A 26,745-nucleotide genomic window follows, 5' to 3' on the forward strand; every position below is an offset into this window, starting at 1 on the left:
AAACAAAATTAAACAGCCAGTCTCCGGTAAAATACCGTAAACTGGCTGTACAATAAGGTGTTTTCTTATTGTCTCAAAAAAGACAGGCAGTGCCTAATTTACTCAAATTGTTGTTTTTTGTTTGTACGCCTTTCTACCGCTGAAAGTACTAGCTCTGCTATTCTTACAAAATGCTTGGCTTCAATGGAAATTTTTTTAATTTTCAAGGCAACCATTACGGTTCTCCCATTACGATTTCTCCGTTTATGATAACCCTAGCAAATCCTTTATTTAATTCTTTCCCAAGATTAAATGGTGCTGAAGTGTTGTTCGTCATCCTTTGGCAAGGCGAGCAACAGGAATTACAAAAACTGACTGTAAGGAGCTCATCCGGTACGAATTGACCACTAGAAAGATCAATAGAATTTCCATCTTGATCAAAACCAATTGCTGAAAAGAGTAGTTGATCGTCACCTGTTAAATTTTCCACTAACTGCAGCATAAAAGTACCCTGTGCGATTAATTCGTCAAATGTTAATGTACCAAACCCTGTCACTTGTAAAATAGTGCCTTGAGTAGTAGAGATACATTGAGGGAGATGAACGAATGTTGAGTTAAATGTTGAAGTCACAAATGCGGTTGAAACGAAACTACCTTGAAGGGTACAATTTGGGCAAATATTGGCGATATACTTATCACTCCCAGGTTGAAAATTCACACTACCTGCACAATCACATTTAGCTATGTCGCATACATCTATTGCTTTTAGTACTTTTGAAACTGGTACAACATCACATGGTTTCAAACGACTGTTACAACGGCTGCTTGCATAGTTTCTTTTATGAGAACTCAAAATAGCATCTCCTTTTTTTATGTTTACTATTAATTTACTCAAGTTGTTGTTTTTTGTTTGTACGCCTTTCCACCGCTGGAACTACTAGCTTAGGCCGTCATCCCTTGCCCGAAGTGACGTTGAAACAAATAAGAAGAGTAGCTGTTTTCGTCGTGATGGTGCTGTTAAACAAAAAGACAGCATTCATCTACAACATGTGTAGCATGAACGCTGTCTTTATACGTCGATAGTTCGTGAATCGACTATTAGACGAAAGCATCTGAGAGTAAGATCTCAATTTATATTTTCTTTTTTCATTTATAAATGGGAAAAAATCTTTATTGGCAGATTGTTCCTGTTTCTATACCAGTAGGTCCGTTAAATCCTGGGATTGTAGCGATGACCATGTTTGTTGCAATATCTATGACAGACACAGTTTGGTCTGCTTGATTTGTGACATAAGCAAGTGTGCCATCCGGCAAGATGGTTACTTGGTCAGGAGATGTGCCTACAGGGATTGTAGCAATCACCGTATTTGTTGCAGTATTTATGACAGATACATTATTACTACCTTTATTGACAATGTAAACAAGTGTTCCATCAGGTGTAATGGCTGTTCCAACAGGTCCTGTTCCCACTGTGATTGTATCAACTACCGTATTTGTTACTGCATTAATGACAGATACAGTATTACTATTTTCATTTGTAACGTAAGCAAATTGTCCATTTGGTGTAAAAACTATTGATCTCGGGCGAATTCCCACAGGGATTGTAGCAACCACCAAATTTGTTGCTGTATTTATGACAGATACATTATTTGAATTTTCGTTTGCAACGTAGGCAAACGCACTATTCGGAGTAAAAGCTATACCTTGAGGTTGGAGCCCTACTGGAATAGTAGCTGTAACAGTATTTGAAGCTGTATTTATGACAGATACCGTGTTAGATCCGTGATTTGATACATAAGCAAGTGTTCCATCTGGTGAAATTGCTACACCAAGGGGATTAACTCCTACTGGAATGGTAGTAATTGGCGTGTTAGTTGCAGTACTAAAAACTGTTACAGTATTCGATAAGAAAGCTGGAACATAACCAAGTGCTCCATTTGGTGTAATGGCTACTTCTAGTGGGCCAGTTCCTACTGTAATAGTAGCGACTATAGTATTTGTCGCTGTATCAATCACGGATACGCTATTATCAGGATTAGCTAGCGTACCAGCGTCTGTAACATATACGAGAAAGCTACAAATTGGTGGTACAGGTAAAAATGGTTGCTTACAAAAACAAGGACAACAAAAACCACAACAATGACAACGACAACTTGGATTTGATTTAAACTTGAACTTTTTAATATAATTATGTTCTTTCCCCACTCTGAACACCCTTTCGATCATATATTGACACTATATGCATACAGAATTAGGTTTCTTGTACGGTAAGCCCAAATTATAAAAAAAGCGCACCTTTGGGTACGCATCACTAATAGCATTTCAGCTGGATTATTATCGATTTCAATACGCTCATCTTTCAAGAATGCTTGCTGACCATTCACTTGATTGAGTGTATATTCAACAGCTTTTGCAAGTGCGTTTTTTCCGTAGAACGGCGATTTTTCAACCCAATCCAGAAACTTTTCAACGATTGGCTTCGAGTGCTTTTTACGTTGTTTTCGACGTTCCCCTGGAGACATGTGCTAATGAGGGGATCTTCTGTTGAAGTGGATTCAGAGGAATTTTTGAGTTCGGGCTATAATGTGACTGGGATAATCGTTAGTTTTTGCTATGGCAAATGAAAGGCACCCCCTTTAATTGATACCTTTATAGTATCGGGAGGTGCTGTGTGTTTATATGCGTAATGTGATTACGTGCTTACACTCCTCCTAGGAATATTTTAAAAAATAGCGATAAACAGATACCTTTTCATTAAAACTCTATCCTACTAGAATACCACCAGTTTGGAGATAACTTGAATTGATATTAAAGCCCTTCTACTAAATTCACCGAAATTTGCTCACTATTAAATATACTAAGATGGAATGTTCCGTTTCCTATCTTTAAAGTTCCTTTGTAAAGTTTGTCGTTTACTTTCTCTTCAAACTCGTTGATTCCGCCTTTGTCGGACATTTCAATTGAATCCCATTTCACATTACCATTTTGTGGGTTACTTCTTGAAGTAGCTGAAAGTAGTACATCATTATTTTTTTCAAGATGCATGGTAACATAGCTTGGTCCATCAACGGTCCAATGGTTTTCAAGAGAACCTGGGTACAGCGCAATTGAATTATGCTTTCCTCTCACCTCTAAGCGAACACTATCTGGTACAATAATTGTTGGCTCGATTGCCATATAGGTCGAGAAAGGACCCGAATGTCGAGAAGTAGCTTTAATCGTCACATACATTGTGTCACCAACTATTTTTGTCAGCGTATAATTATCCTTGTCTGCAATCGGAGGTTTACTTTTCGGATTAACTCTCGCTATATAGGTACCAAATATATTTATTTGATTTACATCAGAACCCTCTATTTTAACTTCATGATCACTCGTTTCCAGGACAATTCTTTTAATGTTGTCTGGTATCTCTTCCTCAATTGAAGGTAGATTGAATGATTTATCCTCAGCCACCACAAGGGTTTGAAGCTCGGTTAATAGACCCGTTGAAGTTAAAATTGTAAAGCCAATTCCAATAGTACCTAATATACCAACGAATAAAATGCTTATAAAATCGTACTTTACAATCGGATTTTCTTGCTTTGATAAAAAGAGGTAAACGATAATTTCAATCCCTAACACCACAAGGATAATCGGCCACCATACAAGAAATGGTTCAAACATAATTTTTCCCTTAATTTGAGTTATAAATAAGAGAACCCCTAGTAACACAAGAGATAAGCCCATTGAAACAGTACCAACACGCCATTTACGCATTACGACTCTCCTTTCGGCTTTTACTTCCGAACAACAGCCTCAAGCCTCCGCCAATTAATAAAATACAGATAACACTGACTTGGAAGTAATTATAATACCAGTATTCAATATCAATTCCTAAATTCAGCTTTAATGTCGGCGCTAACGCAGGGATGATCACATTGGCAACCAAATAATAAAGTCCTAGCGTCAACATACTAATCCCTAACCACTTTTGGTGATTCACAAAATACGAGATCATTGGGATATCATCTAGCTCCTCCTCCCCGTGCATTGAAACCTTTTGCAATGCATCAAAAAAGCTGTAAAACCATATGATTGGGATTAAAAATAGAAACAGTGAAAGTCTTAAAATGTCTAAAATATAAATTCCCAACAAGAACGCTGCCATAAGCTGTAAGCCCCGTTTTTGTAAGCCTAAGTACATATGTCCAGCACCTGGGAAAATCGATAATAACGTTGCTAAAGTCTTACTTTTCTTCCCTTTTTCACGACGTGTTTCTTCGAAATCCTCTAATATCGTCTTATCTATTAATTCTTCTCCTCGTAACTTTTTGCTCACTTGTTGAATCGCATCAAACATGTTATATACCCAAAGCACAGGGAGAATCCCTATAAATACCATGAATGCAATTTGGTCCGTGAAAACTGAAATAAACAAGACCATCGTTCCAAGTCCAAAAAAGCCGATTAGAAATGTTAATCCCCTATTCATTAAACCTAGTTGGAAATGACCTAATCCCGGGATAAAGGAAAGCAAAATTGTATAAAAGCGTTCATTTTCGTCCGTTTTAGTTTGGGTCGGTACCTCTACCGTTTGTTGCGTTTGGTTAAGTATTGTATCTCTCTGATTTTTTAATAGGTAAAGTACCATATCCATTACACTTATTGCCGTTACGATTACTGCGATGAAAATCCCAATAATCAGGAATTCTTCTGAATAAATTTGGATATACATGAAGAAACCATATATGAAAGGTAATATGGCCCCTGCTCCATAAAGGAACCCTCTGACTTTTCGATTTAAATAGAAATGTCCCACCCCCGGAATAAAGGTGAGGAAGAACGCAAGTAGTGGATTTTTAGTCATCATTATTGACCCTCCTTATGTTTTATATCAATTATTTCAAATAGTGCCAAAGATTTTTCCATTAGGCTATTCGATACACTTTGCTGTGGCTTTGATATCGATGATACTTCAACGGTAGTCACAACCCCCATAATCGTTTGGAAGAAGCCAGTTGTCATAAGTGTTAATGTAATTACTGCTGCTACCGCGTAATGAAATAGTGTTCGCTGATAAAGTGTTTTTTTTCGTACCTTCTTTTGAGGGAGCTCTGCAATAATTTCATCTGTAAAGTTACTATCATCTATTGCTGGTAGCTCCTCGGCCTGTCTATCTATCATTTTCATATAGACTTCTAAACATTGGTCACAGGAAAATAGATGATCTTCTAGCTCTTCACACGTTGTTTCTGATATCTTATCGTTTATATAACTCATCCACTCTTCGTTGCTGAAATGCCTCATCAAAAATCATCCTCCTTCCAATGTTTCTTCATCCAATTTCTTGCACGGTACAACTTCATTTCGATTGTCTTAACCTCAACCTCCTGCTCATCGGCTATTTGTTTATAACTTTTTTCAGTTATGTAATACGCGTAAATAACATCTCTATAATTAGGGGGCATTTCATCTAATCGATGTCGTACCACCTCTCTCTGTTCTTTTCGCAGAAGAAGAGCAATGGTATTACAACCGGGTTGAGCTATTGCTGAAAACACTTCTGGTTCAAGAACCGTTTCATGCTGACGTTGCTTCTTGCGCTTCAAATCAATAGCATGATTAATCGCGATCCGCGTCATCCACGCCTTCAGACCTTGTGATTTGTACTGAGGGAGAGCATAATAGATTTTTAAAAACACTTCTTGCGTTACATCCTCTGCATCCTTCTCATTCCTAAGGATCGGATATAATGCCTTAAACAAATCATTTTTATATCTTTCAATAAGAAAACGAAACGCCTGCTCATCGCCTGCTTTCACTTTTTCTACTAAAATCTCATCCTGAATAGTACTCTCCCCCCTTTCTCACTATCTACCTTATAAGACGAGTCTACTCATACTATACCCTACACATTTTCGAAAAAATAAAAAAAATGAGAAAGTCTGGCACAATTAAATAACTTAATCCATTATTTTGCCATCTTTACTAACTCCCTCATTGTTTCCCAAATGTTCCATCAGCTCAAAAGGTCTTGTTCAATTAAATGGCCCGTTTACGGATTAACCTTATATTAGGGTTACTAAAAAGAAACCCCTTTAGATGAATCCAAAGGGGCAAAACGGTATAACTTTATTTTAAATGGTACATCTTTTTGGGAAAACGATACGACTATATTTCAAAGTCACACTGAACAATATTTATCAGATATTCATTCAAAATAGGGAAGAAAATTAAAATTCAACTTATGTATAACTGTTTAAAGTAACCTTCTTCTACCTCATCTACAATTAACCTGCTCCGTTAGCACAAAATGAAAAAAGAGCTGCATATGCAACTCAATGTTCTTTAATTGACGCTCTCCGTTAGTTCAACAAGGAAATTAGGAAAAACATTCAATTCTTATACTTGAAATTCGGCATTTCCTAATCTAACTAATCATTTCCTTCAAATTTATCATCACTTTCGTTAAAGAGGAAATAGAGGTTAGTGTGTCATACTTTTCAATATCTAACGAATGGTTTGCCCCCTGTATTACTTCAATGTTAAAAGAGGTTTGCTGTGCCAGTTGTTCGACTTGTTCTGATTTATAATGAGGGTCTTTGTCACCAATGACTAACAATCCTTCATGATTACTGTTTAAAATTTCTTCATATATACTATCGAGGTTCAGTAAAGGGGTAAGTAATATCATTTTGGACTTAATAAAAGCTTCTCTTTTCATAATTTCACTAACAACAGGTATTGTTCCAAGTGATTTCGCAAGGAAAATCTTTTCATTGTAATGAAAATTGGCTAGAACATTATTTATAACAGGGTTAACATCATTCATAATGATACTAGTTATATCTTCGAAAGATTTTTCGAATACTTCTTTTTTATATGAATAGTGAATTTGAACAACATCAAATTGATTTTCAAGCATTACCATAGTAGCGTAATAAAGCAAGGGTTTATCGTAGGTATAACCAGTACCTGAAAACATAAAGCAAATATTTTTAGAACCTGTTTGAATATGCGTATACTCTATCTGTTTACGACTATCATTTTTATCTACTGAAATTTTTGTACCCTTCATTGGTATTCCCCTCACCTTAATTATTGAAAATTCATTTTTATCTTTGCCTTTTCAAATTAACTAATTCACTTAATTACGACTCTATTCTTCTACCTCATTGCTCGAACAATTTACTGTTTATTTACAACTTCGATATTCTTGCAAAAAAACCTTCTTATTCAATTAATCTGGTTCGTTAGCACAAGAAGCAACAGTCCTTAATGAACTATCGTCCTCATTAGTTTAAGTAGAATTATTCACAAACCAATAGCTGATTTTGTCACATTTTTTTAATATTTTTCTTACTCCTCCTAATTGAATTTTTTTTGGGATAATGGTATTTTATAAGAAAGTTATTTTTGACTTTACTAAGTTGCAAATCTGTGATTTTCGTCTTATGTAATTGAACAAGAATAGAAATTAAGTGCGGATTACGCAACGGAGGTTTTTTCTCATGGAAAAAGGTACAGTAAAATGGTTTAACTCAGAAAAAGGTTTTGGATTTATCGAACGTGAAGGTGGCGAAGATGTATTCGTACATTTCTCAGCTATTCAAGGCGAAGGATTCAAATCTTTAGACGAAGGTCAACCAGTAACGTTTGAAGTTGAAGCAGGACAACGCGGTCCTCAAGCAACGAACGTTCAAAAAGGATAAGTAACTTTTTCCTAGAAAGAGGATGTAATTCTGTCATTGATAGAGTTGCATCCTTTTCTCTTTCTCGACTTGTCGTAGATCCATACACCGTTTAATAAATAGGCTAATCCCAACAATTAAAGATTACTTCTCCATTTGTATTCGGACGCCAATGTTTCGCATTTTTTAATTCAATTTCTGATAAATTATGTGAATTTGGATGAAAGGGCGCATCTAAAAATGCTGCTTCTAGCACTGTATAGTATGGTTTCAACGCAGTCATTACATCTTCATGATCAAAAAATTGTATTTGAAGCCCATTATCATATGTAGCGCATGCAATATAAGGGAAATATTCATGAAGCAAAAGGGACATTACGTTTTCAACTATCTTTATATCTAAGCGAAAATAATTTAATGGGTAACTAGGCGGAAAGTAGCCATCCATCCGATTTAATGCAATCTTGTTATGTGCTAAACCCGTAATATTCATTGCTAGCCGCTTTTAATGCCCCCCTCTCCACAAACAATCTGGCCCGATAGGTAAACAACACGATTAACCTAACCTGCCTTCGTTAAAGAATTGAAACAAAGATAGTAGCCATTGATTATGATTAAACAGTTTTATTCTTACATCCTTTTAGAAACAAAAATACAATCGATTTAATCACTAATACATAAATAAAAGCTTCTATAAAACTAATGCCCAACACGAATAGACAACTACCGAAGTCTTCAAGTTCGTTAAAATTAATATATTGGACATGCATATCTAAAAATAAAGCTTTATAGCTAATAACTAAAAAGATAGGTATTAATAGTAGCCAATAAAATATTGGTAAACTAAATCGTTGTCCTTTAACTAACAGAAAAATCCCTCCTAACCTCTTCCTTAGTCCTTTTTCACGTGATTGAAAATTTTACTTATATAGTAATTTTAACATTGTATAGCGTTAATTTGTGGATAAATAGTAAAGGTGCAATCATTGAGATTGACCGTTACAGCAGACGTTACGGGTTAAACTATTTAGCTTACTTGAGCAATAGGAGCAAGCTCTAAAAAGCGTTTAACGAGCATCTGAGCGTTGATAGGGAAGCTGAGGAAACCATTTCTAAAAGTGGATGCAAGAGACGTCTTCGGGGGGCTCGTGAAAGTGTGAGGGCATAACAAAAGGACTTGCATAAATGAACATTAATCATACACGCAAGTCCTATTCTTATTAAACTAAAGTCTCCGTTACTTTAAGTGAAATTCTTTACAATCTTAAATTTCTAATTATTCTTATTCGATAATAGATTCTCGAAATTGTAAGTACCAATCCAATGATGAAAACGATCGCCAAAAAGATCATCGCAGCTGGCCAAAGACCAAATGCATCTATTGTGGTTGAACTGTTATTTTTTAATGTTGGAACAACAAATAATAACCATCCGATACCCACGACAGGCACCAATTGCGGTATTAAACGCAGACAGAATCTCCAAGCTGGATGCTGTTTACGTTTATCCGTCCATAGTTTACTTCTTAGTATGCCTCTGATTCCTAACATCAAGTAAATCAATGTGATCACACCAAGTGATAAATCAATTATTTTAGGTGTTGGAGATTTTAATACGGGTTCATGTCCCTCAGTCAATTGTATAATTCCAGTACTAATCTCATATGGATGTTCGAATGTTGTGGTGAAGCTATTGAGTAAAACTGCAACTGCATAGCCACTACTTGGAACGATATCTTGTTGAGATTGAAAAGTCGTTTTTGAACCGCTATGAGAAATGCGCGCTGGCTTAATATTTGGAGAGCTAAGTGACCAGCCAAGTCCATAATTTTCAATTCCAGATTGTGGTGAATATGACTCTTTCAGTAACTCTTGTGATAGTAATTGTTCTCCTTTTTCATTTTTTCCCTCGTTCGTATGCATAGATAACCATTTTCCCATATCACTAGCTGTTGTAAAGATACTCCCTGAACCACTGAGCATTTGTTCAAGCTCGGTCCATGGTATTGCCGTACCATATAACGAGACATATCCTCTAGGTAGTCCTAATTTTTTCGTAATATCCTCAGAGTTAACAACTGAGATGGAGTCGTTCATGCCAAGCGGTGAGAACACATTTTGTGTTAGGTAATCATTAAACGTCATCCCACTAATTTGTTCTACTAAATATGCTAATGTCCAGTAGTTTGCATTACTATATCCATATTTTTCACCAGGATTGGATTGTAGTTTCCAATCATAAAGACGTCCTACACCTTCTTTTAAGGTATTCGCTGGGGCTACAATGGTAGGATTCGGTAGCCCGGATGTATGACTCAACAGTTGACGTACAGTCATCTGTTCCCACCGCTCATCATCCAGTTTTAGTTCAGGAAGGTACTTTACAATAGGGTCATCCAGTTTAATCTTTCCTTCATCAACCAATTGTAAAACAGCAAATGCAGTAAATGGTTTCGTACCAGAAGCAATACCAATAATAGACTTTGCTGTCTGTGGATTTCCCTCGGAATCATGACCAAATCCTTTTTCATATAGTACCTGCCCATCCTTTACGATTACGATAGCTGCACCAGGCAGTCCGTTTTTTCCGATATAATTCGTAACATACTCATCAACCTTTGTTGTATCAAATGATTCAGCAGCCCAGGCTGATAAAGGATCATATGACAAGTTAATGTAAATAATAAATATTAAAAGGAATATAAACCTTTTACTTTTGAACATAATCTTTAACCCTTTCTTCATTTAACTATTTAATTCCTCAACTGTCTTCCATCCGCAAACGATGGATAATTTTTTAAGCTGACCTATAATTGTACCATTCATTTTTTCCATTAAGGTCTTCACAATCGACAAGCCTAATTCGGTACTTTTACTCAAACGAGATTGATCGGCCGTATAAAATCGGTCAAACATGCGGTGATAATCTTCTTCCGTTAATGAACGTGCATCACAGTGCTTTTCGCACATTCTCTCTAATTTATGTTTTTCTTCTTTTGTTTGTTCCATCTTATTGCCTTTTGGCTTCTTTCAATAATAGTATTCTTCAATATAGCCGATAATTCATTCTTAAACTAAACTGCCTCGTTAGTTTAATACAGAAAAAAAGAGTTGCCTATGCAACTCAATGATCTTCAAATAAAGCATTCCGATAGTTTAAGTACATTTCTTCACAATCTTTATAACAATATTAATATAAGTATCCAACAAAAAAACCATCTCATCTCTAAGAAATCTATAGAGGAGAGATGGTTTTAAATCAAACTTTATTATAAATAATCAATTTCTTTTACAAAGCTACATCTGTATAATATTCCTCTATGTATAGATCCGTCTATAGACATGTTGGGTTAATTAATTAAAAAGGAGCATCCGATACACTGACAAAAACATCCCCTTTAAAAATCCTTCCATCAGATGTTGTGACCACAATTGTATGATCACCAGAAGAAGCAGCTGATTGAACCCATGTAGTAGAACCGTTAGCCACTACATTATAAGTTTGCGTGTGACCACTCTGTTGAATTTGAACTGTTACATTTGTCCCTGTATTGTTTGTAACATGAAATTTATAATCCTTCGAATCTGATGGTTGCGCCCAAGACATTTTATAGATACCATTTCCTTTAAAAATATCTGTACTAGAAATAATTAAATGATTTGTTGTTCCTTGAAAATCTTCAACAACATCACTGATTACGGCATCTAATTCAATAGTACTTTCATCAATACGCTCTATCACCTGGATTTCATAGGAAATATCTTTTTGGGGTAGGTCAGCGCTCTTGGCAGCTAAAACATCTTCTAACTCCATCCTCAAATTTTCACTGGATAATTCACTGGACTTAGGAATCGTTAATTTTAGTATCGGTTTAGGTTCAATTGAAGGATGGTAAAGGTCCACATCGTCATAATTTTTTTCTTGTAAATAATCAGATACAATAACTGAAACCTCCATCATAAAACTTTCTGTCTCAACTTCTTGTAAACTTCTTTTAGTAATTTCAATGTTGTATTGGTTCAAATCTGTTTTATTTACATTTTCCTCCAAATACTTTTTCAGTTGTACGTCACTTTTCGTGTCATCCATTACAATCGAAATTGTTTGGTCTGTATCACCTACCCCAAAACTAAATAACCCAAATTCATCCCATGCATTTTCAAGTACAGATGCAATGCGGTCCCCTCCTGACTCATCATTATTATTATGTTTATTATCATTAGAGGAGCTATCATATTTGTTGATGCTTATATTCGTTACTATGACGACTACAAAAACTATTATTAAAACAGAAACAAACTTTCTCATTACAATTCCTCCTCTCTAGATTGATGTTACAAAATTAATCCCACTATAATTTCTAAGCAAATATACTATTTCGATATAAAACATAGGAATCACTCTTAAAAATGCCCCCAAGCAAGATTGGGTTGCATTTTATTCTTAACGTTGTAAATCCAAATAGCTCTTAACTTCCTCTTTATTTCAATATACGAATGTACTTCAACAAACGTACTTCTTTAGTTAAAGAAGAAAAGACACTCGTTATTAAGTATCTTTTTTGGTTGTAAGCTTCCCTTCACCATTATTTACTGTCCAATTTAATAATTTCCGATTCCCCGTTCCACTTGAATAATCTTATTTCGTTAATTTAAGTACATGCATTTACAAGTCATCATTAAATAATTTATTAGTTGTCTCCGTTACAAATTGAAGCCACTCTTCTTCCGACAAATCATCATAAGCAAACCCCATTACAGAGAACTTACCATACTTGATTACATCTAGCACCTGATCAAGCAATCCTGTTCCAGCTTTCCAATCACGTAATCTTGCATCACTACGAGAAAATGTATCTTTACAATTTCCACACCGAATATAGACTATATTCATTTCATCTATTTTACCATCATCGTCATAGTATAAATTACCGCTTGCAGCATTGCAGGTAGGGCAAACCGCTTCAAGATGCTTTTTATACAGATTTTCAAAATATGAACATCTTTTAGTAGCTAATTCTAATGAACATTTACTAACCTTTGCATACTCTTCAGGATTCAATAAGATCATCAATTTCATTCCTCCCTAATGAATAATAATTATTCTCTTCATTCAACCGCATTGTAACATTTTGTAAATCATATAATATATCATTTAATTATGGCATTAAACTGTTTCGTTAGTTCAATAAAGAAAAAAAGAGCTGCATGTGCAGCTCAATAATCTTCAAGTAACGCCCCGTTAGTGAAAAATCATATTCCAGGCTCACTATTTTTTTCCGTGGCATTCTTTAAAATCTTGAAGAAATCTGTATCGTTTACGATTGAATAATGTTCGTATTGTCCGTCGTGTTTAATGAGAATCAGTGATTGCGTATCTGTTTCAACGTACATTGGATATCCTGTATTAAATGTAATATTGATTCGGTAATCGAAATCACCAAAAGTATCTGTTACTCTTTTAAATTTTGCATTTTTAAATGCCTCTATAAGTGCCTGTTGCGTTTCTTCTGGCATGTCAATGGACGTGAATTTATCCTCGTTTTCTACATAGAGACTGTCAATGCTTACAAATGGGTTTTCTGCATTTAAATCAGCATAATCCCCTAATACATCTGATGCAGAATAAGTCCTATTCGTAAAGAATATGATTCCCACCATACTAAGCAATAAAGCGACAATAATAATGCCTGTTTTTTTGAAATTTCGACCTATCATCTCCATATGGACACCTTCTTTTTTCTTATTGAACTCACCTGCACCGTTAGCAAGAAGAAGCGATTGCTCTAATTAAACAATTGCCTCCGTTACTTGAGTATAGTTATTTCTTCAAAAAGCCATATACGACGAGAATTAAACCGATTATGAGAAACAAGGGTACATATAAATTACTGAAAAGAGTATTTACCTCTACTTCTGGTATTTCTCCCCCCATTCCCCCTGAAAAAAAGCCCGCCCTAATCAAACTAGTAGATAGCATAGAAAATCCACGTTCTAACGTATAAATTAGTCCGGATATAATTATAAATACAGCTCCAAATACCTTATATAGCTTCACATTTCCCCTCCTCATATAACGTCTTCTACCTTTATTGATATTTTAACATTATTTTACAACACATTCTTGTTCATTCGTCAACTAATCGGCCTAGTTAGTTCAATAAAAAAAGAGCTGCCTAAGCAACCCTACATTATTTAACTAAAGCTTCCTGTTAGTACACTATGAATTTTTAAAAATATATAATAGAACGGAATGAACATTACAAGCATTTAGATGTATTGTTTAATTATTCTCCGTTTATTGGAATTGTGAATTCTGGCAACGATTTAACAAGATCTTCATATGAATCAAAGGAAGGACTAGTAGAATAAACCTGTAACGTAAGCCCAGCTTGCGTTAGACTAAAAACAGTCGTTTCATCATCGGAGTTCATATTTACAGTGACAAGTTCAAACAATCCTATTTGACTTCTTCTTTTCTCAACGGTGAAGCAGTTCTTCCTAGAAGACCAAAAAACTAAATCTTCAATATTACCAATATATTTTATAAGAGGATAAATAACAGAAAACGATTCACTATTTAAAATTTCAAGAATCGCAACCTTCGAACCATAATGCTCTCCAATATATTCAAACTTTAAGCTATTTTGATGACAAATTAATTCAAAATCACTCGTATCTGTAATTTCAAGACAAAAATAGATTGGAAATGCATCGATTTTTTTCATCCAAATCCCAATCGATTCCATGTGAATCCCCATCGTGTCTAGAGAGTAAATATTAAATACAGAATTAGGGCTACCTTTCATTTTGAATCGAAGAAATTCTTCATATTTCATTTGGGGAATCTTACTAATTTCAATTTTCATTAGAGCTACACTCCTGTTTTTTATTAAAACCAAACCCATCGCTGACGATTTTCAACGAACCTGCTTCCTTTAGTTCAAGGGCATAGGTAAGGTGGGCTTACTTATTTCACTGGCTCAATCGTTTCAAGCTGACCTTTGTGCGGAGTTCGTTTATTCCAAACAAAGCTAATCAAATATAGATGATTTTTTTCAATTAATTGAAATTCATTATAAGAAACTCTAACAGTTTTATCATCAACGACTAAATAATATTTTCTATCCTGATGAAGTTTCTTTTCTACCTCATATACACCAGTAGTCGATACTTCATGGGATTGATGAGATGTTATAGAAACAACAACGAGGATAGACACTATGACGAATACGGCTTGAATACTTGTTTTTACACCCACCTTTTGTTTTCCCATTACTAATAAGTATTTAATGAGAAAGTAGATGTAGATCAGAAACACAACAGGTACAACATATAGAGCAATTGCAGATGGGACATACATTATTTCATGGAGATTATAATTAAAATCTGTAATTGCTTGAATTCTACCAAGTTGGAACCCTATAAATCCTGAATAAATAAGTCCTAACAACCAATACAAAGCCAACTTTTGAGCTTTATATAATTTTTGAACATCTCTCTCTTTGTCATGTAGATTCATCGAATCCTCCCTCTCAACTAAAACCTGCTGCGTAAGTACAAGAAGCGACTGCTCGAATTGAACAATCGCCTCTCAAGTATTGAATATGCTTTATGTCTGTAACATCCATTGAATTTTAAGTATGTTCAACTTCATTTCGTCGGAAAACGTCAGATGATAACAACCCAGTAATCAATGATCCCTCTTTATGAAAGCCTGTTATCGCAAAGTTTGTTGCTTATATAAAGGGTTCAACTCAACTCATCTACTTGTATTGCGTGGAGCGAATACTTATTTCAAATCTCTTCGCATCCAGTTCTAACACTACTTCGCTGTCTTCGATTAAGAATTCCTCACAAATGATAGATAGTTTACTTTCTGACCAACCATTAAATTTAATCATATCCATTTCTATTGGACTGGCTAAAGGTTGCCTATTGTGAATTGTTTCACCTATTTTTTCAATATTGTAATAGTCGGCTATAATGAAATCTCCAAAGGGTGTTACTGTTAAATCTTGATATATATTTTGCGTTTCAACTATTGACTCAAAGTCAGTTATTTCGCCACTTACACAATCAATTTGAAATAGATAATCCGAAGTAACAACTAGAACCTTATTATACTTACTAGATAATGCAACAGCTTGTGGTGCCCCTCTAAATTGACCGCACCATTCATGATAATGCTCGTCTTCAAATTTGATCCAAGTCCAGTCTTGCGAATTCGACGGGTTTGAAATATCATAAATTCTCTCCTCGAACTGCCCTGAATATGGTTGTTCTATGATTTCAGCGTTGCATATCAATCCGTTCATCCTCCAAAAAAAGTACCTGTTTTTCCGTATTCATCTCTTTTTTACTATAATACGAACATTTTTTTCAGTCAAAAACCAGCAGTATCATGAAAAAGTCATACTAGTTGATTATTCAATATCGATTAATTGTGTATGAATATTCACAAAATAAATTGAGATTAAGTCGTATATTTTATCATTTAAATCAAAATATTCCTTATCTGCCTGGTTAATAACCTCGTAATATGATTCTTCACTGATCTCGTTATTTTCTAAAGCTATGTATAAGGCCCACATTTGTTCGCCATATTTTTTAAGGATGGATGCATATTCGACCGCTTCAATTTTCTCGAGAATTTCAATTAACTTTGCTAAATACGGTGTAATACCAATTTGAAGGATCTCATGAGATTGCCATCTAATAAAACTTTCGTGCCCACCGCTTTCAAGTTCACAATTGTATTGAAAAACGAAATCGGCTTCATTCAATACAGCATTGTCTGACGGAAAATTACTTTCCATTAATACAGTAATAACAGCATTTCGAATATCACTCCTACCTAATAAGTTTTTTCTAGCCATCTTTGGTTTCATATAAACTCATCTCCATTCCCAACTTAAAATTTTATCACGAACCTGCCAGTTAGCCATCCATGTCGTGAGTAGACGTATATTGATTGCATCCGGGAAGTTTTTTGATGTCATTCCAGGCTTCAATTGCTTCTTCACGACTTCTCCCTTGATTTTTAGGGTCCGAAAAAAAGTCACGAACGAATTGATTGTATTCAAATTGAGGTGCAATGTTTTTCTTGTACGAAGGGGCTTTCTGTCGTTCATCCTCCTCATACCAAGCGTTTACAACATCATGATATGTTTTTCCGACATTGTTTTTAAAATAGTTTTGGATATAGGTAGAAAAATGAAATTTCGGGATAACTGTCTTAAAAAACGCTCTTACATGTTGACTACAACGATGGTTTTCCGTAATAACTGTATCTAGACTTAAATCTACTTGAGGTTCCATCTTCTTCGCTTGTGATTTTCTGATAGGTTTTTTTATCTCGCCTGTCCAAAGAAATGATTCAATCCTATTGGAAATCTCTATTTTAGAACCAGAAGCACTTATTTCACTTTCTCTGCAAAAAGATTGTAATTCTTCCTTTAACCAATAAAAATCTTTAAAAACTGCTACACTTATATCTTTCGTTAGCTTAGGTCTCATCAATCACACCTCCGTATTTACTTATATGATTGAACAATCGTTCCTGTTTAACGAAAACAGCCAAAATCAACACTATACCACCGAAAATGAAAGATGATTATGTTCTTTCATGGGATGGGAGTAAAAAGGATTTTTTCTCAAAATTTGCTACTTCTGGTTTGGCTATCTTGTTCAACTAAAGCACTCGTTACTTTAATAATACTTTCTCTTCACCATAAGTTGATCAATAATAGAACAGCTTCTATCCACCTATAATAAACTTACCAATAACAGTCTCTCCATCAACATCATACAAAGGAATTTCTCTTGGTTTAGCTTCATTAAGTTTGACTGCTTCTTTAGGAGTTTTAGGCTGTGGACCATTCAAATCCTCTTTTTTCACATACCCAATTGTTCCGTTCTCACCTTCTGCCAACATTAAAGTAGGTTCTCCAATTTCACCAAGATTTAAGTCTCCCATATCAGGACCATAAGTTTGCCCATTTTCATTTGTTGGATAACCCTCTTCTAAAATACTTTCCTTAGAAGGTATAACTAAATCTGAAGCATTTTTCCCTATATGATTGCTATTGTTATCTGCTCCCTTTGTTAATGTTTCTTGTTGTGAACAACCAACTAATAAAAGTAACAAAATTACTATTAAGACAAATAAATTCTTCCTCATTTTCTCCCCCCTCATATAATTAGAGAACCTTCTCCTTTCACTAATACACCATTAGTTTAAGTATAACCTTTCCAATGGTCTGGGGACATACTGATTATAAGCAGCAAAAAAAAACACCTCATTTGAATGGGGTGTTTTTTTTCCTAACTTTCATTTGGAACGTTATTTAGGTTTATTTTGTATACTTTATTCAATAGTTAAAATTATGTTGTTTCCTATTGATGGAGTACAACCATCAAGTTCATAGCTTGTTTTCTCTTTATCTTCATTCACTATAATTGAAGTACAAGTTTTATGAACTATGTTACCTTGACCATATCCATCTCTTCTTGTATCAATTGTTACGTTTATTACTTCATTTTCAAATTCATAACCATAAATTATTGGGTCACCTTCTGTTGTATATTTAACCACTCTGATACTATCGTCTTTCCCTTGTTTTACACTGTTGAAAAATTCATCAAATCGGTCTTTATTTTCTAACTTACCATTTGTATCTATTATATCGTCTAATGTTTTAATATAAGGCGGAGGATTATCGTCTGTATACATATAGATATCTTGTGATGTTTGTCCACTATTACAACCAGAAACTAAAAGTATAAAGAATAAAATAAAAAATCCAGCTTTCATTCTCAAGGTAAACATCTCCTTTGAAATTATTTGGACGTTCTATTCTAATTTTTAGATATAAATCTACATTTCCCTTTTCTCGCCAGAAACAACTACTATCTTTAAACCCAAAAATCTTCCCAAAGCGCCCTTTGGTAATATTTCATTGAGAGTCTATTTATATGTTACAGCCATTCAGAACAAGTGGATCGACCAGTTTCTTTAAAATTATTTTTCGCAGCGTCTCAGAGTGTTATTTTCTATAAAAAACAGCGATAAACATTGTTAAATCAGTGTTTGTCGCTGTTTTTAATGTTATCAAGCTTTAATTTGGGAACGTTATTAAGTTTATTATGTATACGTTATAAGTACTTGTTACACTAAAGCCTCCGTTAATTCTATAAGAAATAATAAGTGCTAGTTATTGAACTTTTTGCTCTCGATACGACTCAAATAGTTCAATTAATTGTGGTACGGAATCATCATTTAAATGATACATTACATCGTCTACCCCAAAATGTCCTTTATTTACCTCCGTGTAGTACCATAAATCAACAACTTCTGAATAACCACTCTCGAATGTTAATTCAAGTACAAATAATGGTCCCACATTTGTAACTGGTCCTGTTAATTCTGGTGCATTTTGTACTGCATCTTTAAGCTTTTGAATATCGGAAACATTCTCAAATACGATTTCTCTGTCAAATATTGCTTCACTATTATCAGCATAAGAAATTAGACCATTTCCTGTTACGCTAATTTTATGAATTTCATCAGATAACTCAAATGTTTTTATAGTGGTTTTGTCGCCTTCACTACATCCAACAAGAAAAAGTAATCCTAAGAGAAGCCAAAACTTTTTCAATCTGCCCCCTCCTCTCTAACACATATATTTATTTGACGTCTCCTGGTAGCTTCACCAAAGTCTGATTTGGGAACGTTATATGTATGAATAATACAAACCTTACAAATAGAAAAAAAATGATAAAGAAACTAATAAAATCATAGATACAACAGCTTTAATCCAAATCAATTTGGTACTTATTCCTGATATTTTTTCTAGATAATTGATATAAATGATTACTAATACAACGCCTATGAATCCTAAATATCCGAAAGAATTTTGTTCATCTAGCGTGTATATAGCTAAAAATACAAGGATAGTAACACTACCGATTGCACCTATAAGCATATTGAAATATAAATTGAATTTACCCCTCTGCAAAATAATACCTCCATTAACAATATTTTTACATATTAATTTGGAAATTGATTTTCATTAATAATTTTTTTGACGTGCAAACGTCCCCAAAGCGTTATTTTCTAATGAAAATAGCGACAAATACTGATTTAACAGTGTTTGCTGTTTGAAATGTTACCAAGCTTACGTTTGGGAATATTAACTCTCAAAAAATCCATTAATAATTGAATTTAATTCGTTCGCACAACGCATTGGAATATCATGGCCTGCTTTTGGCATCATCAATGTACGACAATAGCTGTTTTTAGCTAGCAATTGAAGCGAATCTTTTATATCCTTACCCTCTCGATTACCACAAATAGCCAACATAGGAATTTCCACATTTAAATATTGTGGAAAATGCTTGATATTCAGCGTCTGTTTAAAAAATTCTTGAAGATTTTCGACTGTCATTTTTGGTGCATACGCTAACATATAATCACTCTGCTCTTTCGTATAATGCCAATACTTCGTCTGTAGTTTAATCAGCCATCTATACTGCAATACCTTTACAGCGAATGGTGCAATTTTACAATACATTTTAATCGACTTTTCATTCGGGGCTACCCAAGCACTTAAAAACACTGCTTTTGCAAACATACCTGGATTTTCAGCAACTAACATAACTGCCAGCTGAGCACCGATTGAATGACCCATAATGTGAATTTGAGATTTATTTAACGACCTGATTAACTCAACCAATTCTTCTTTTAATCTACTTGAGTCATATTTTAATGCAACGGACTCGCCTGCCCCATATAAATGAGGTATAACAAGGTGAAAATCTTTTAATAGCTCATATTGTTGTGTAAATGTATGTACTGCCATTGCTCCATGTAATAATAAAATCGTAGGATTATCCCTATCTCCGTATTCATCGAAATAGATCATCGAATACCTCCAATAGCTGCTGAATTTTAAAATTAATATTTGAGGCGATTATCTCTCTAAGCAAGATATATTTTTTTCCACTGTTCAATGAAAGCTAAGAAATCCTTTTCTACTTCATCGGTATCCCAATTATTTATAAGCATTCTTTGTCTCAAATAACCATCTGCTGTCCAGCATATTTCTCTATACATCAAATTTACATCAATATCTGTACGAAATTCAGTCCCCCTCATTGTTTCCAATAATAAGCTTTCGTTCTCAACTACAATCTTATGAACGCTTAATTGAATTAACTTTTGAATTTCTAAATCAGGCTCATAGTAGGCTTTTAAACAAAAAGCATTGAGATATGGATATTTACGTATTAAAGTGCACTTTGCTATTAAATTTCTTTTCAACATCTCAAAAAAATCTTTTGTTTCTGTAACTTTGAATTCGCTAGAAATCTCTCTCGTTTTTTTAAGTGCAAAATCCCATAAATATAAATATAATGTTTGCTTATTATAAAAGTAATGAAATAAAAGTGATTTTGAAACCTCGCTTTCTTTAGCAATATCTAGCATAGAAGCTTTACGATAAATATTATTTGAAAAAACTTTATAAGCAGCATTCAAAATTTTATTTTGTTTCTCTAAGGATAATGAAAAAAATTTATTGTTCATTGCAGCCTCCATTAACCGTTTTGGTCAATATAATCATATCTTGATTGACCGTTTTACAGAAGACCCTATAATAAATGCCCCCAAACCATCGTTTGGGGACTTTTCTTTGCTTAACGTTGTAAATCCGTATAAATCTGACGAGACCCCTATTAGGTTTATTTATGTATACGTTATAAATACGTGTTGCACTAAAGCTCTGTGCTTTACATCAATTAAAACTGCTTTTTATAAAACAAGCTGCAAGTGAAACCATTACGCCTAAAAACGAAATTAGAAGTCCGAAAGCTGTCGCTGAACCACTTGATGTTAAGATAAGTGCTACACCAAAAATTGATATTGAAATCCCTAAAAGTGATAACTTCATAACTACATCCCCCCATCTTTGATTTGATATAAGAGTTACTTCCCTTCAACTCTACTGCTTTTTTAGTTGAAAAAAAAGTCCCCAAAGCGTCATTAGCAGCCAAAATAACCCCATAAAAGCGCCCTTTGGTAACATTTCATTGAGATTCTATTTATATGTTACCGCCATTCAGAACAAGTGAATCGATCAGTCCTCTTTAAAATAATTTCTCACAGCGTCTCAGAGCGTTATTTTCTAATAAAAACAGCGACAAACACTGATTTAACAGTGTTTGTCGCTGTTTGAAATGTTACCCAGCTTGCGTTTGGGAACGTTATTAAGTTTATTTATGTATACGTTATAAATCCTTGTTGTACTTATGATATTGTTCTAACTCTTCAGTTGGATATGCATTTGTCCAATGATATGGTTGTAATTCATTTAAGGTCACAAACTTTAACGTATTATCAGGAATAGTGACACCGACCTTGACATCTACACCCCAAAAACGTAATCTTTCCTGACATACACCACAAGGCGAAAGTACCTTAAAAGGACTATTTTCATCATCTCTTACAACACATAAACAGTGGGTTACACGCGCATTATATTTATGTGCTTCGCACATTGCTCCTACTTCAATACATAAATCCACACTCGAATTTGCTGTTTCAATTGAAACACTAGTAAAATATTGGTCATCTTCTGTACGAATTATTGCTACACCACCCCAGCCTTTTGGATACCTTTTAGGAATAAATTCAATGGCTCTACGATACATTTCTTGTTCTATCATTCTTGCATTCTCCATAAGCTACCTCCTGTTAAATGGATATATATATTTATAAAATACCATATTTTTATACTACGAAATACCATTTCGATATAAATACACCTTTTAAAACGTCCCCAAAGTGCAGTTTGGGGGCTTTTTTTGATTTTCATATACCACAATGATATATATAATAATTGCCCTCAGACAGTTGTTTGGATATAGAAATGAATTTTTCAAATTTTGCTATCGCATAATCTCTATTGAAACGCACTAATCCATCCTCAGGGTAATCATGATAATAAATCATTTTTAGGATTTCATTTGGACCGTTTTTTAATAAATCACGCCAAGCGGTAAAAATAGAAATAAGGGAAGCAGCTGAATGCTCATCAAATAGGGTGACACCAATATTATTAAACCCTATCTCTTTAGGCATTCCAGACAAGCTAGGGATTCTGCATGGAATCCATGTAAGTGAATCATAAATATATTCAACTATGTTATCTTCAAGTCCAATGTATTCAACAATTAAATCTTTGTAATGCTCTTTATCTCTCCAAAAATATTTAAAAAAACCTTCATCTTGTGTTTCGGTCTTTTTTATTAAATAAAAATCATGCATAAATACCCTCCATATGAGTTAAAACCGTTTAATGTAATTAATAACCATCTTATCATATACTGAAAACAGTCCCCAAAGCGTCCTTTGGGTACATTTCATTGAGAGTCTATTTATATGTTACAGCCATTTAGAACAAGTGAATCGAACACTCCTCTTTAAAATGATTTCTCACAGCGTCTCAGAGTGTTATTTTCTATAAAAAACAGCGACAAGCACTGTTAAATCAGTGTTTGTCGCTGTTTGAAATGTTACCAAGCTTGCGTTTGGGAACGTTATTAGGTTTATTTATATATACGTTATAAATCCTTGTTGCACTAAAGCCTCCGTTAGTTAATAAGAACAACTACAAAAACAGGGTTTTCTTCGGATTAATGCGATTTTAAATAAAATCTCCCTTTAATTTTAATCAAATAAAGTTTCCTTTTCAGGATTCCTCAAAAATTCAAAGAGAGTTTTAATTTGTGACTCGGTATTTCTATTAGTAGAAAGCTGCGGTAAATTGTGTTCCGAAAAAAATTGAATGTTATTCGTTTCAATACCTGTAGTAGCTTCCCCTCCAATAATCTCACACAAAATAAATATCTTGTAGTAATGATATGGATCTGGAGGATGAGGGTGTATATTTTTATCCAATAAAGCAATTAATCTGATTGGGATTACATCATAACCAGATTCCTCTTTAATTTCCTTTACTACATTCTCTGAAGGGGATAATCCAATATCACAAAACCCTCCTGGTAAAGCCCATTTATCATCAATATTTTCTTTTACCATTAAAATCTGTTGGTTTTTAAATACTACACCTCGAACATCAATTTTAGGGGTTTGGTAACCCGTTTCATTCGCAAACAAATCCTTAATTTTGTTCATTTCAAGTTCAGTGTATTCTGACATAATCTCTATACTAATCTTACGTAATTCCTCATAACGCTCGATATCATAGATATCTTTAGAAAAGGTTAATCCTGCCTGAGATAATGCTTGAATTCTTTTCGCCCACTCCAACCATTGATATCTCATAAGCCACCTACTTTAAAGGAGATATTAAATTCCTTTACACTTTTTATGATTGAATCAGGTTGTTCAATAAATGCAGACGTTTGGTATTCGGGTAACCACTGTACGCCAATTGTATAGACATTAGCTTGTACACCGGCAACTATATCAGCATCGCTATCTCCAATATAAATCGCCTCAGAATTTTCTACTTTTAAAAGAGATAAGGCTTTCAGTAAACCCTCTGGATCAGGTTTAGGTTTTATTACATCATCACCTGTTATTATGACATCAAACAATCCTTCCATATTTAATGCTTTTAGAGAGATATCTAAACTTCTTTTTGCCTTTCCCGTAAAAATCCCTATTTTTATTTCTGCTTCTTTCAAGGAATTCAATAATTCTAGAATTTCAGGATTGTCTACTACCAACCCTTTGTGTAATTCTGAATATTTTTTATAGAAATATTCAATTGCATCTTCCTTATTAGGATTAGAAAGATTTTTTCTAATAATCCCTGTTTCAGAAGGTCCAAACATTTCTTTAATTTCATCAACAGTAAGATCCTTTTTATCAAATTCTTTAAAAACATTTTGAAAAGCATAAAAACAAATCGGTAAAGTATTCGCCAATGTTCCATCAAAATCAAACACTATAGCTTTCATAATTAGCTCCTTTTAGTTAGCATAAAGACCGTAATTTTCACGCATACATTAATAATCTAAATAATTATCTTTTCCGTTTCTTAAACAATTCCACATTTTTCTGTTTAACCCTTCTTATTCAACTCTCCTGTGTCGTTAGTTCAATAATAAATTCACCCAAAGCGTCCTTTGGTAACATTTCATTGAGATTCTATTTATATCTTCCAGCCATTCAGAACAAGTGAATCGATCAGTCCTCTTTAAAATTAATTTCCGCAGCGTCTCAGAGTGTTATTTTCTATAAAAAACAGCGACAAACACTGTTAAATCAGTGTTTGTCGCTGTTTGAAATGTTACCAAGCTTACGTTTGGGTGCTTTTTTGGCTTAACGTTGTAAATCCGCATAAATCTGGCGAGACCCCAATAAAGAAAAAAGAGCTGCATATGCAACTCAATGATCTTCAAGTAAAGCACTCCGATTTTTAAGGAAATATCTTAGATTCTGTTACTGTATGGGAACTAATATTTCACACAAATGGTTATCAATCATTTTTGAGGTATATCTTTCTACTATCGGCTGTTCCCTTATTAATAGATTGTTTTTTTCTATCTCAGAAAAAACATTACCCCAAAATTCACTGACTGCCTCTTTTGTATGGTCAAGCACGAAAACAGCGTATTTCCCACCAGGGAATTTACCAACTTGAGCTGGTTTCGCCACATTAAATTCTTTATTTATAACAACACAAACATCATAACGACACTCCTCTTTAGGAGTAACTTGAGGGTTATCCTGTGGTACACCTAAAATTGTAGAATTATCAAATACACCATTTAACTGTGCCCACTTTTTAAAGGTCTCCATCAGTTCCTTATTTTGCTTTTCACCATACTCTCCAACGTTACGAAAATAAGCAATCCTTGATTCAGGTATTTCTTCAATAGTGATTTTCATATTTTAATTCCCCCTTTTTAGAAAGGGTAATGCGATTTAAAATGTTTTTCAATCACTCTTTTAAAAGGAGTGATTGAAAAACATTCCTTAACTTTATACATTCCTATACAATTCGACTTTACATAACACCAGATAGCAGAAGCTATCGGCACCTCAAAACACTGTTAGATCAGCCTTTACCACGAAAACCGTCCTCGAACCGTATGCATGTTTTATACAGGGGTGGTTTGACAGTTTTTTTCAGCTGTGTGACTGGCTGCAGCGTGTATAAAATCCTGTATAAAAGTTCTTTATTTTAAGTTGATAGTTGCGACGTAAAATAGCGTTTCAAAAAAACGCCTAAAAAACAGGAGATTTTTTCTCTTCCTAATCCCCCAAACCAGTTTAAACGATCCTAGAAGTTCAAAAGAGGCTTTTTAAATTTATATCCCTTGTCTAATATATCGCATCAAAATTAAAACTTCTTAAAAAGTCTGTATTGGCCAAATAACAAGAACCCTCTTTTTTCTTGGCAGTTTTCTTAAAGATTGTTACTTCTCATTTGGCATGTTCTTCAACTAAAGCCCTCCGTTAGTACAATAGAAATTCTGATTTATTTTGATGATTTAGAATTAGGTGATGTTTGTTTTTCCCAATCAGTCGGTCCAGCATTAGGGTTAATATACTTCTGCCAATACTCTCCACTTTTCTTATCAAATATAATGAGATTACTTTCATTTGCTGGGAATAACTCATACCTAAATTGCGCTTCTTTTGCTGCATCTTCTTGCTTAGATTGCAAGGACTGTGAAATAAACCAAGAACCTAAAAGAATACATATTCCTAAAAAAATAATTGAAAAAGACATAATATATTTATTCATTTTATGACCCCTTGTTAAGTAATAATTTCATTGTATCACTTAACAAAAATTAACATTTTATTTTTTCCTACTTCAACTAAACTGCTTGGTTAGCTTAAGTACATTGTTTCACAAACTCACATCAAGATTAACATAAAATACCATTCTTAATTTAGAAGTGTTATTCAATTAAATGGCCCTTTAATGAAAAAAGCACTTTCCTTATTCCAGGAAAGCGCCCTTTAATGGAATAACCAAAATTCGGTACCCTTCCTATAATCACTTAGGTCCGCTTTCAATAACTCTCTGTTAGTCAAAAGTAACTTCTTC

Annotated in this window: 31 protein-coding genes and 2 pseudogenes; 1 reads left to right on the top strand and 32 read right to left on the bottom strand. The window is 34.1% G+C overall.

Annotated features, from left to right (window positions below; translation table 11 throughout):
• Positions 1–214: 214 nt before the first annotated feature.
• From ACIQ2D_RS21150 to ACIQ2D_RS21185, 8 genes and pseudogenes are all read right to left on the bottom strand, one after another.
• Positions 215–832, bottom strand: coding sequence for a hypothetical protein (locus ACIQ2D_RS21150; protein ID WP_402867280.1), 618 nt, complete (start codon positions 830–832; stop codon positions 215–217).
• Positions 833–1,149: 317 nt separating this feature from the next.
• Positions 1,150–2,082, bottom strand: a pseudogene (locus ACIQ2D_RS21155) (beta-propeller fold lactonase family protein); the annotation flags it as partial.
• Between the two features lie 218 nt (positions 2,083–2,300).
• Positions 2,301–2,504, bottom strand: a pseudogene (locus ACIQ2D_RS21160) (IS66 family transposase); the annotation flags it as partial.
• Positions 2,505–2,787: 283 nt separating this feature from the next.
• Entirely contained in the window at positions 2,788–3,738 is a 951-nt protein-coding gene (locus ACIQ2D_RS21165; RefSeq protein WP_402867282.1) for a hypothetical protein, read from the bottom strand.
• Positions 3,731–4,828 (bottom strand): DUF6677 family protein, encoded by a 1,098-nt coding sequence (locus ACIQ2D_RS21170; RefSeq protein ID WP_402867309.1) that lies wholly within the window; start codon positions 4,826–4,828, stop codon positions 3,731–3,733. The genes ACIQ2D_RS21165 and ACIQ2D_RS21170 overlap by 8 nt, the downstream gene beginning before the upstream one ends.
• A 2-nt stretch (positions 4,829–4,830) precedes the next feature.
• Complete coding sequence (locus tag ACIQ2D_RS21175; protein ID WP_402867283.1) at positions 4,831–5,268, bottom strand: hypothetical protein; 438 nt, start codon at positions 5,266–5,268, stop codon at positions 4,831–4,833.
• A complete protein-coding gene (locus ACIQ2D_RS21180) occupies positions 5,268–5,783 on the bottom strand; it encodes a sigma-70 family RNA polymerase sigma factor (protein ID WP_402867284.1) in 516 nt (171 codons plus the stop codon). Before ACIQ2D_RS21180 ends, ACIQ2D_RS21175 begins: the two co-directional genes overlap by 1 nt.
• A gap of 608 nt (positions 5,784–6,391) precedes the next feature.
• Positions 6,392–7,039: an alpha/beta family hydrolase gene (locus ACIQ2D_RS21185; protein ID WP_402867285.1), complete on the bottom strand. Its 648-nt coding sequence runs from the start codon at positions 7,037–7,039 to the stop codon at positions 6,392–6,394.
• A gap of 433 nt (positions 7,040–7,472) precedes the next feature.
• Here ACIQ2D_RS21185 and ACIQ2D_RS21190 point away from each other — a divergent pair, with 433 nt between their 5' ends.
• The gene (locus tag ACIQ2D_RS21190) at positions 7,473–7,673 is read left to right on the top strand and encodes a cold-shock protein (protein WP_402867286.1); all 201 of its coding nucleotides are present in this window, start codon (positions 7,473–7,475) and stop codon (positions 7,671–7,673) included.
• Positions 7,674–7,776: 103 nt separating this feature from the next.
• On the opposite strand, the gene ACIQ2D_RS21195 is transcribed toward ACIQ2D_RS21190, so the two are convergent.
• The 24 genes from ACIQ2D_RS21195 to ACIQ2D_RS21310 form a co-directional block, all read right to left on the bottom strand.
• Positions 7,777–8,145: a hypothetical protein gene (locus ACIQ2D_RS21195; protein WP_402867287.1), complete on the bottom strand. Its 369-nt coding sequence runs from the start codon at positions 8,143–8,145 to the stop codon at positions 7,777–7,779.
• A 763-nt stretch (positions 8,146–8,908) separates the two neighbouring features.
• Entirely contained in the window at positions 8,909–10,375 is a 1,467-nt protein-coding gene (locus ACIQ2D_RS21200) for a serine hydrolase domain-containing protein (protein WP_402867288.1), read from the bottom strand.
• Between the two features lie 21 nt (positions 10,376–10,396).
• Positions 10,397–10,660 carry a sensor histidine kinase gene (locus tag ACIQ2D_RS21205; protein WP_402867289.1) on the bottom strand — a complete coding sequence of 88 codons (264 nt, stop codon included), beginning with the start codon at positions 10,658–10,660 and terminating at the stop codon, positions 10,397–10,399.
• Positions 10,661–11,009: 349 nt separating this feature from the next.
• The gene (locus ACIQ2D_RS21210; RefSeq protein WP_402867290.1) at positions 11,010–11,960 is read right to left on the bottom strand and encodes a YolC/YozM family protein; all 951 of its coding nucleotides are present in this window, start codon (positions 11,958–11,960) and stop codon (positions 11,010–11,012) included.
• Between the two features lie 357 nt (positions 11,961–12,317).
• Positions 12,318–12,725, bottom strand: coding sequence for a hypothetical protein (locus ACIQ2D_RS21215; protein ID WP_402867291.1), 408 nt, complete (start codon positions 12,723–12,725; stop codon positions 12,318–12,320).
• A gap of 179 nt (positions 12,726–12,904) precedes the next feature.
• A complete protein-coding gene (locus tag ACIQ2D_RS21220) occupies positions 12,905–13,375 on the bottom strand; it encodes a hypothetical protein (RefSeq protein ID WP_402867292.1) in 471 nt (156 codons plus the stop codon).
• A gap of 97 nt (positions 13,376–13,472) precedes the next feature.
• Complete coding sequence (locus tag ACIQ2D_RS21225; RefSeq protein WP_402867293.1) at positions 13,473–13,709, bottom strand: hypothetical protein; 237 nt, start codon at positions 13,707–13,709, stop codon at positions 13,473–13,475.
• A 229-nt stretch (positions 13,710–13,938) separates the two neighbouring features.
• Positions 13,939–14,520: a hypothetical protein gene (locus ACIQ2D_RS21230; protein WP_402867294.1), complete on the bottom strand. Its 582-nt coding sequence runs from the start codon at positions 14,518–14,520 to the stop codon at positions 13,939–13,941.
• Positions 14,521–14,621: 101 nt separating this feature from the next.
• The gene (locus ACIQ2D_RS21235; RefSeq protein WP_402867295.1) at positions 14,622–15,173 is read right to left on the bottom strand and encodes a hypothetical protein; all 552 of its coding nucleotides are present in this window, start codon (positions 15,171–15,173) and stop codon (positions 14,622–14,624) included.
• Positions 15,174–15,417: 244 nt separating this feature from the next.
• On the bottom strand, positions 15,418–15,969 hold the full coding sequence (locus tag ACIQ2D_RS21240; protein WP_402867296.1) for a hypothetical protein: 552 nt from the start codon (positions 15,967–15,969) through the stop codon (positions 15,418–15,420).
• Positions 15,970–16,077: 108 nt separating this feature from the next.
• On the bottom strand, positions 16,078–16,542 hold the full coding sequence (locus ACIQ2D_RS21245) for a DMP19 family protein (RefSeq protein ID WP_402867297.1): 465 nt from the start codon (positions 16,540–16,542) through the stop codon (positions 16,078–16,080).
• A gap of 49 nt (positions 16,543–16,591) precedes the next feature.
• Entirely contained in the window at positions 16,592–17,170 is a 579-nt protein-coding gene (locus ACIQ2D_RS21250) for a DUF6434 domain-containing protein (protein WP_402867298.1), read from the bottom strand.
• A gap of 241 nt (positions 17,171–17,411) precedes the next feature.
• Positions 17,412–17,834 carry a metal ABC transporter substrate-binding protein gene (locus tag ACIQ2D_RS21255; protein ID WP_402867299.1) on the bottom strand — a complete coding sequence of 141 codons (423 nt, stop codon included), beginning with the start codon at positions 17,832–17,834 and terminating at the stop codon, positions 17,412–17,414.
• A 186-nt stretch (positions 17,835–18,020) separates the two neighbouring features.
• Positions 18,021–18,467 carry a DUF4362 domain-containing protein gene (locus ACIQ2D_RS21260; protein WP_402867310.1) on the bottom strand — a complete coding sequence of 149 codons (447 nt, stop codon included), beginning with the start codon at positions 18,465–18,467 and terminating at the stop codon, positions 18,021–18,023.
• 400 nt (positions 18,468–18,867) lie between these two features.
• Positions 18,868–19,311, bottom strand: coding sequence for a hypothetical protein (locus ACIQ2D_RS21265; RefSeq protein ID WP_402867300.1), 444 nt, complete (start codon positions 19,309–19,311; stop codon positions 18,868–18,870).
• A gap of 534 nt (positions 19,312–19,845) precedes the next feature.
• The gene (locus ACIQ2D_RS21270) at positions 19,846–20,577 is read right to left on the bottom strand and encodes an alpha/beta fold hydrolase (RefSeq protein WP_402867301.1); all 732 of its coding nucleotides are present in this window, start codon (positions 20,575–20,577) and stop codon (positions 19,846–19,848) included.
• Positions 20,578–20,633: 56 nt separating this feature from the next.
• Positions 20,634–21,239, bottom strand: a complete 606-nt coding sequence (locus tag ACIQ2D_RS21275; protein ID WP_402867302.1) for a TetR/AcrR family transcriptional regulator — start codon at positions 21,237–21,239, stop codon at positions 20,634–20,636.
• A gap of 208 nt (positions 21,240–21,447) precedes the next feature.
• Entirely contained in the window at positions 21,448–21,603 is a 156-nt protein-coding gene (locus ACIQ2D_RS21280) for a hypothetical protein (RefSeq protein ID WP_402867303.1), read from the bottom strand.
• Between the two features lie 337 nt (positions 21,604–21,940).
• On the bottom strand, positions 21,941–22,393 hold the full coding sequence (locus tag ACIQ2D_RS21285) for a cytidine deaminase (RefSeq protein WP_402867304.1): 453 nt from the start codon (positions 22,391–22,393) through the stop codon (positions 21,941–21,943).
• Positions 22,394–22,523: 130 nt separating this feature from the next.
• Positions 22,524–22,979, bottom strand: a complete 456-nt coding sequence (locus ACIQ2D_RS21290; RefSeq protein WP_402867305.1) for a hypothetical protein — start codon at positions 22,977–22,979, stop codon at positions 22,524–22,526.
• Between the two features lie 402 nt (positions 22,980–23,381).
• Positions 23,382–23,999, bottom strand: coding sequence for an NUDIX hydrolase (locus ACIQ2D_RS21295; RefSeq protein WP_402867306.1), 618 nt, complete (start codon positions 23,997–23,999; stop codon positions 23,382–23,384).
• Positions 23,996–24,643 carry an HAD family hydrolase gene (locus tag ACIQ2D_RS21300; protein ID WP_402867311.1) on the bottom strand — a complete coding sequence of 216 codons (648 nt, stop codon included), beginning with the start codon at positions 24,641–24,643 and terminating at the stop codon, positions 23,996–23,998. The genes ACIQ2D_RS21295 and ACIQ2D_RS21300 overlap by 4 nt, the downstream gene beginning before the upstream one ends.
• A 481-nt stretch (positions 24,644–25,124) precedes the next feature.
• Positions 25,125–25,574 carry an AraC family transcriptional regulator gene (locus ACIQ2D_RS21305; protein ID WP_402867307.1) on the bottom strand — a complete coding sequence of 150 codons (450 nt, stop codon included), beginning with the start codon at positions 25,572–25,574 and terminating at the stop codon, positions 25,125–25,127.
• A gap of 592 nt (positions 25,575–26,166) precedes the next feature.
• Entirely contained in the window at positions 26,167–26,436 is a 270-nt protein-coding gene (locus ACIQ2D_RS21310; protein WP_402867308.1) for a hypothetical protein, read from the bottom strand.
• Positions 26,437–26,745 lie beyond the last annotated feature (309 nt).

It is taken from the genome of Lysinibacillus sp. NPDC097287, from assembly GCF_044761695.1.
GTDB lineage: Bacteria > Bacillota > Bacilli > Bacillales_A > Planococcaceae > Lysinibacillus.